The sequence below is a fragment of the Streptomyces sp. NPDC060205 genome (assembly GCF_042728395.1).
Taxonomy (GTDB): Bacteria; Actinomycetota; Actinomycetes; order Streptomycetales; family Streptomycetaceae; genus Streptomyces.
Genome location: NZ_JBHWZP010000422.1, coordinates 1 through 6953 on the forward strand (window position 1 = coordinate 1; position 6953 = coordinate 6953).

Genomic DNA, 6953 nt, shown 5'->3' on the forward strand with positions numbered 1-6953 from the left:
CAGCGACGTGTACGCGTACTCCGACTTGGCCACGCCGTGCTGATGATCTCCAGCGACCTGCCCGAGGTCCTCGGCATGAGCGACCGCGTCCTCGTCATGGCCCAGGGCCGCGTCGCCGGTGAACTCGCCGGTGACGCCGCCACCCAGGACGCCGTGATGGCCCAGGCCTGCGCAACGTGTTCTCATCTGGCCCGCCCGTTGCTACGGTGCCCGACCTGACGATGTATCAGTTCCAGCGGGCCGATTCCGCCCGGCTCCGCTCCATGTACTCGGTTCCGCCTGTGCCGGGAGGCCCGCATGCGCGCCCTGATCGCCGCCGCGACCGGTCTGGCCCTCGCGTTCGCGCTGGTCCTCCTCGTCACGGCCATGGGCTCGCCGTCGGGCGAGACCTCACCGAAACCGCTGCTCACCACCGTCCCGAGCCACCCGTAGCGCACACCCGTGACGCACACCCACCACGCACCGGGAGGGCCGCCGAGATGCGCCGCAAGGCCAGCCTGATCCTGCTCGCCCTCGCCGTGTTCTTCGCGGCGCTGTCCCCGCTGCTGCGCTGGTACGCCTTCCCGCGCGTGGCCAAGATCCCCGCAGACCAGTACCAGGACATGGTCCTGGAGGCGAAGGACGCGACCCTCCTCGACTACGGCTCGATGACGGCCAAGAAGGTCGACAAGGTCACCGTCGTCCAGACCCTCAGGGGCAACGTCGAGGCCTCCGAGAGGATCGAGCGGACCGCGAACCGCGACGTCGTCGTCTGGGACGGCCTCTCCTACGTCCAGGGCCCCGACGGCGAGATGGTCTCCCGGATCCCCGAGCGGTACATCTTCGACGCGCACACCCAGGAACCCGTGCACGCCACCGGCGAGAGCGTCGACGGCGACCCCGTCCGGCGCGAGGGCATCGAGTTCAAGTGGCCCTTCCTCACGGAGAAGAGGGACTACGAGTACTTCGACGCGCAGGCCCGCATCACCGAACCCATCCACTACAAGGGCACACAGAACTTCCGGGGCGTCGACGTCTACTACTTCGAGCAGACCATCCCCTGGACCAAGGTGCCCTTCCCGAAGGTCATGCCCGTCGAAGGCATCACCGCGGAGTCGGTCGCCAAGACGGGCACGACCCGCTGGTACACCACGGTCCGCAAGTTCTGGGTCGAACCCGTCACCGGAGCACCCGTCTACGGAGAGGAGATCCACCGGGAGGAACTGCGCGGCGGCACCCTCCTGGGCGACCGAGACAAGGTGACCGCCTTCTCCGGACACGTGAAGATGCGCGAGGACTACATCCGCTCGACCGTCGACCTGGTCAAGTCCCAGCGGCTCCTGGTCGCGCTGATGTCCTCGTACCTGCCCTGGGGCTTCCTGGTCCTGGGCGTAGTACTCCTGGCGCTCTCCCTGTACCTGGAGGCCCGCAGCCGCCGCCCCGGGGACCCGTCACCGGCCGAGACCCGGGAACCGGAGCCGCTGAGCGCCTGAGGCGGGTTCAGCCCCTGCCGAGGCGGGCGTTCGTGTGCCGGGTCGGCCGCGCGTCCGCCGGGTCCTCGGGCCAGGGATGCTTCGGATACCGCCCGCGCAACTCCGCCCGTACGCCGCGGTAGCCGTCCTTCCAGAAGGACGCGAGGTCCGAGGTGACGGCGGCCGGGCGCCCCGCGGGCGACAGCAGATGCACCTGTACGGGCACTCCTGCGACCGTCGGCGACTCCTGCGCCCCGAACATCTCCTGCAGTTTCACCGCGAGCACCGGCCGCTCGGGATCCGCGTAGTCGATCCGGATCCTGGACCCGCTCGGCACCTCGAACCGCTCCGGCGCCAGCTCGTCGAACCGGGCCGCCTCCCCGGACGCCCACGGCAGCAGCCGGCCCAGCGCCTGCCCGGCCTGGATGCGCTCCAGGTCGGCCCGCCGCCGCGCCCGGCCCAGCTCCGGTTCCAGCCACTCGTCCACGCGCGCGTGGAGCGCGTCGTCCGACACGTCGGGCCAGGGAGCGCCGACCTGCCGGTGCAGGAACCCGAGCCGCTGCCGCAGCACCTCGGCGTCCCGGGACCACCGCAGCAGCCCGAACCCCTCCGCCGCCAGCCCTTCGAGCAACGCCTCCCGTACGAGGGCGGGGTCGGCGTCGCGCAACGGCCGTACCGCCAGTTCCACGGCTCCCAGCCGCCGGACCCGGCGCGCGACGACGTCCCCGCCGTCCCAGCGCACCTCGTCGCCCTCCGCGTACAGGGCGCCCGCCGCCTCGCGCGCGACCTCCTCGTCGACGACGGCCCCGAGCCGCACGCGCGCGTGCCCCGCGTTCACCGGCCGGTCGGCGACCGCGACGGCGATCCAGGAGGCATCCCGCAGCCCACTGCCTTCTCCGGCTTCGGCGCGGGTCCCGGACACCATGAGGAAGGACCCCCCTTGCCGCCGGGCAACCCGCTCAGGAAAAGCAAGCGCTGCTACGAGCCCGGCAGCATGGTCGTCGCCGATGCCCCTCGCCCCGGCGCCGGGCGCCCCGTCAGGGGCGCGGGAAACTGCGCGACCGGCCACGACGGACCCGCGGCCGTCGACGGACTCTCCCGCCCCGCCGGGCGCAGCCCGGGACGGTACGGCGGCCCGCAGCCGCCGGACCTCGGCCCGCCACCGCCCGGCATACGCGTCACCCCCACGACGCGCGGCCCGCAACGCGGCGGCGAGGTCGTCCCCGTACGACCGCGGCGGCTCCTCGCTCAGCAGCGCGACCACTTCCGCGGCCCGCTCGGCACCGAGGGACGCCCCGGCGTCCAACAGCGCCCGCCCCAGCCGCGGATGGAGGCCGAGCCGTGACATCCGTACACCCCGGTCGGTCGGACGCCCGTCCGGGCCCACCGCGCGGACGGCCTCCAGAACGCCCCGCGCGGCCGCCATGGCGCCCGCGGGCGGCGCGTCCAGAAGTGACAGCCCGGAGGCGTCGGGATCGCCCCAGCAGGCCGCCTGGAGGCAGAACGCCGTCAGATCGGCCACCTTGATCTCCGGCGCCGGGAAACGCGGCAGGCGCCCGTCCTCCGCCTCCGTCCAGCACCGGTACACCGTCCCCGGGGCCTCGCGCCCCGCCCGTCCGGCCCGCTGCCTGCCGGCGGCCTGCGAGGCCCGTACGGTCGTCAGCGCGCTCAGGCCGCGCGCGTGGTCCACCCGCGGCTCGCGCGCCAGCCCGGAGTCCACCACCACCCGCACACCCGGGACCGTCAGCGACGACTCGGCCACCGACGTGGCGAGGACGACCCGGCGCCGCGTACCGCCGGACAGCACCGCGTCCTGCACGGCCGTCGGGGCCCGTCCGTGCACCTGCAGCACCTCGACATCACCGAGTCCGCCGAGCTGCCCGGCGACCCGGGCGATCTCCCCGACCCCGGGAAGGAAGCACAGGACGTCCCCCTCCCGCTCGGAGAGCGCCCGGCGCACCACCGACGCCACATGGGTCAGCAACACAGGATCCACCCGCATCCCATGGGGTGGCCGCACAGGGCGCACGGACGGCGCCCACACCACCTCGACCGGATGGGAGACGCCCGCCGCCTCGACCACGGGCACCTCGCCCAGCAGCCGGGCCCAGCCCTCGGCGTCGGTCGTCGCCGAAGCGGCCACCAGCCGCAGCTCGGGGCGCAGCGCGGCCCGGACGTCCAGCAGGAACGCCGCCGCCGTGTCCGCGTCCAGATGGCGTTCGTGGCACTCGTCGAGCACGACCACGTCGACACCCGCCAGCTCGGGGTCCCGCTGCAGCCGTTGCAGCAGCACCCCGGTCGTGACGACCTCCACGCGCGCGCGTGGCCCGACCACCCGTTCCCCGCGGACGGTGAATCCGACGCTCTCCCCGACCTTCTCGCCGAGCAGCCACGCCATCCGCCGCGCGGCGGCCCGCGCCGCGATCCGCCGCGGCTCGGCCACCACGACCCGCCGTGCCGGCTCCTCGCCGACGAGCCCGGCGAGCACCAGCGGCACCAGGGTCGTCTTGCCCGTGCCGGGCGGCGCGACGAGGACCGCGGCGCCCCGCTCCTCCAGGGCGTCCCTCAGACCGGGCAGCGCGCCGCGTACGGGCAGCGAGTCCAGGGCGTCATGACGGATCACACGATCACATGCTCGGTACGGGTCACCCGCTCAGTCTCTCTCCCGGCCTCCGGCCGGGGTGCCGCCGTCTAGCTCCGCTCGCACACGAAGATCGCCGTGCCCGGGATCAGGTTTCCCCGAAGGGGCGACCAGCCGCCCCACTCCTGGGTGTTCCAGGCGGGCCACTCGGGCTCGACCAGGTCGACCAGCCGGAAACCGCCCGCCACCACGTCCCGGACGCGGTCGCCGACCGTCCTGTGGTGCTCGACGTACACCGCGTTCCCGTCCTCGTCCTGCTCGACGTACGGGGTGCGGTCGAAGTACGAGGAGGCCACGCTCAGCCCCTCGGGTCCCGGCTCGTCGGGGAAGGCCCAGCGGACCGGATGCGTGACGGAGAAGACGAACCGGCCGCCCGGCCGCAGCACCCGGCGCACCTCCCGCAGGACCGTCACGGGCTCGGCGACGAAGGGCAGCGCCCCGTACGCGGAGCACGCGAGGTCGAAGGAGCCGTCCGCGAAGGGCAGCGCCGTGGCGTCCGCCTCCACGAGCCGGACGCTGTCGGCGCCGATCCGCAGGGCGTGCTGGAGCTGCCGGTGCGAGAGGTCCAGGGCGACCGGACGGGCCCCCTGGGCGGCCAGCCAGCGTGAGCACTGGGCGGCCCCCGCGCCGATCTCCAGGACGTCCTTGTCCTTCAGGTCCTCCATCGGGCCCAGCAGCTCGGCCTCGATCTCGTCGAGACCCTCGGGGCACCACACGAATCGGTCGTCGCCGAGGAACGTGCCGTGCTCGACCTGGTAGTCGTCCGCGTTCCGGTCCCACCAGCCGCGATTGGCGCGGGAGCTCTCGGAGCCCCCCGCCGCGCGTCGGGTCGCCTCGGGCTCGGACGGTTCGGGCTCTTGGATGATCGGCTCCCTCGTATTAATCTGCGGTCACTTCCGTGCGGTCCGTCATGGCGGCGGTCACGGAAGTGACCCCACGGAATCCGCGTGACCCCGTGGCGTTGCCTGACGTACGGCTGCCGCCACGTGGGTCTTGTGCCGGGTATGCGGCGATCCGCCCCGGGTGTGCGCCTTCGCGCATTGACCCTGTCCGGCTGCCCCCGTATGCTACAAGTTGCGCTGCGGGCCTGCGCTCCTCAGACGTAGCAGGCTGCGCTCGCATCTGTCGTATGTCCCCTCGGTTTTCGAGGCGCCACCGGCGAGTGTTCTCATCGAACACGGCCCGGATTCGGCGCTTCCTTGGCTGTCCGGCTTCTTCAGAGCGAAACGGGCTCCCGGCGTAAGCAGTACCTACGACTCACTGTCCGTACCGGAGCCCTTTCCCACATGACGAGCAGCACCGAGACCACCTCTACCACGCCGCAGGTAGCGGTCAACGACATCGGTAACGAGGAAGCCTTCCTCGCCGCGATCGACGAGACGATCAAGTACTTCAACGACGGCGACATCGTCGACGGCGTCATCGTGAAGGTCGACCGGGACGAGGTCCTGCTCGACATCGGTTACAAGACCGAAGGTGTCATCCCGAGCCGCGAGCTCTCGATCAAGCACGACGTCGACCCGAACGAGGTCGTCAAGGTCGGCGACGAGATCGAAGCCCTTGTTCTCCAGAAGGAGGACAAGGAAGGCCGCCTGATCCTCTCGAAGAAGCGCGCCCAGTACGAGCGCGCCTGGGGCACCATCGAGAAGATCAAGGAAGAGGACGGCATCGTCACCGGCACCGTCATCGAGGTCGTCAAGGGTGGTCTCATCCTCGACATCGGCCTCCGTGGCTTCCTGCCGGCATCTCTCGTCGAGATGCGCCGTGTCCGTGACCTCCAGCCCTACGTGGGCAAGGAGCTCGAAGCCAAGATCATCGAGCTGGACAAGAACCGCAACAACGTGGTCCTGTCCCGCCGTGCCTGGCTGGAGCAGACCCAGTCCGAGGTCCGCCAGACGTTCCTCACCACCCTCCAGAAGGGTCAGGTCCGTTCCGGCGTCGTCTCCTCGATCGTCAACTTCGGTGCCTTCGTGGACCTGGGTGGCGTCGACGGCCTGGTGCACGTCTCGGAGCTCTCCTGGAAGCACATCGACCACCCCTCCGAGGTTGTCGAGGTCGGCCAGGAAGTCACCGTCGAGGTCCTCGACGTGGACATGGACCGCGAGCGTGTCTCCCTGTCGCTGAAGGCGACGCAGGAAGACCCGTGGCAGCAGTTCGCCCGCACCCACCAGATCGGCCAGGTCGTGCCCGGAAAGGTCACGAAGCTGGTTCCGTTCGGTGCGTTCGTCCGCGTGGACGAGGGCATCGAGGGTCTGGTGCACATCTCCGAGCTGGCCGAGCGCCACGTGGAGATCCCGGAGCAGGTCGTCCAGGTCAACGACGAGATCTTCGTCAAGGTCATCGACATCGACCTTGAGCGTCGTCGCATCAGCCTCTCGCTGAAGCAGGCCAACGAGTCCTTCGGCGCGGACCCGGCCTCGGTCGAGTTCGACCCGACGCTGTACGGCATGGCCGCGTCGTACGACGACCAGGGCAACTACATCTACCCCGAGGGCTTCGACCCCGAGACCAACGACTGGCTCGAAGGTTACGAGTCCCAGCGTGAGGTGTGGGAGAACCAGTACGCCGAGGCGCAGACGCGCTTCGAGCAGCACCAGGCTCAGGTCATCAAGTCCCGCGAGGCGGACGCCCAGGCCGAGGCCGAGGGTGTCGCCACCCCCGGTGCGGCTCCGGCCGCCTCCGGCGGCAGCGGTGGCGGCGGTGGCGGTTCGTACTCCTCGGAGTCGGACGACAACTCCGGCGCCCTGGCGTCGGACGAGGCCCTTGCCGCTCTGCGCGAGAAGCTCGCCGGCGGCCAGAGCTGAAAGCTCACCGCCAGCGGTAGCTAGCTGGTAACCGCGGGCCCGCACCCACTTGGGTGC

Annotated in this window: 5 protein-coding genes and 1 pseudogene; 4 read left to right on the plus strand and 2 right to left on the minus strand. The window is 71.4% G+C overall.

What is annotated here, in order from left to right:
* From ACFWGJ_RS39775 to ACFWGJ_RS39785, 3 genes and pseudogenes are all read left to right on the plus strand, one after another.
* A pseudogene (locus ACFWGJ_RS39775) lies at positions 1-219 on the plus strand (hypothetical protein); the annotation flags it as partial.
* A 78-nt stretch (positions 220-297) separates the two neighbouring features.
* Positions 298-432, plus strand: coding sequence for an SPW_0924 family protein (locus tag ACFWGJ_RS39780; protein ID WP_210883605.1), 135 nt, complete (start codon positions 298-300; stop codon positions 430-432).
* A gap of 47 nt (positions 433-479) precedes the next feature.
* Positions 480-1472 (plus strand): DUF3068 domain-containing protein, encoded by a 993-nt coding sequence (locus ACFWGJ_RS39785; RefSeq protein WP_387333841.1) that lies wholly within the window; start codon positions 480-482, stop codon positions 1470-1472.
* A gap of 7 nt (positions 1473-1479) precedes the next feature.
* On the opposite strand, the gene hrpB is transcribed toward ACFWGJ_RS39785, so the two are convergent.
* Both hrpB and ACFWGJ_RS39795 read right to left on the minus strand, forming a co-directional pair.
* Complete coding sequence (hrpB, locus tag ACFWGJ_RS39790; RefSeq protein WP_387333842.1) at positions 1480-4074, minus strand: ATP-dependent helicase HrpB; 2595 nt, start codon at positions 4072-4074, stop codon at positions 1480-1482.
* A 68-nt stretch (positions 4075-4142) separates the two neighbouring features.
* Positions 4143-4976, minus strand: a complete 834-nt coding sequence (locus ACFWGJ_RS39795; protein ID WP_387333843.1) for a class I SAM-dependent methyltransferase — start codon at positions 4974-4976, stop codon at positions 4143-4145.
* A 402-nt stretch (positions 4977-5378) separates the two neighbouring features.
* Between ACFWGJ_RS39795 and rpsA the strand changes: the two genes are divergently transcribed.
* Positions 5379-6896 carry a 30S ribosomal protein S1 gene (rpsA, locus tag ACFWGJ_RS39800; RefSeq protein ID WP_107017577.1) on the plus strand — a complete coding sequence of 506 codons (1518 nt, stop codon included), beginning with the start codon at positions 5379-5381 and terminating at the stop codon, positions 6894-6896.
* Positions 6897-6953: the final 57 nt, after the last annotated feature.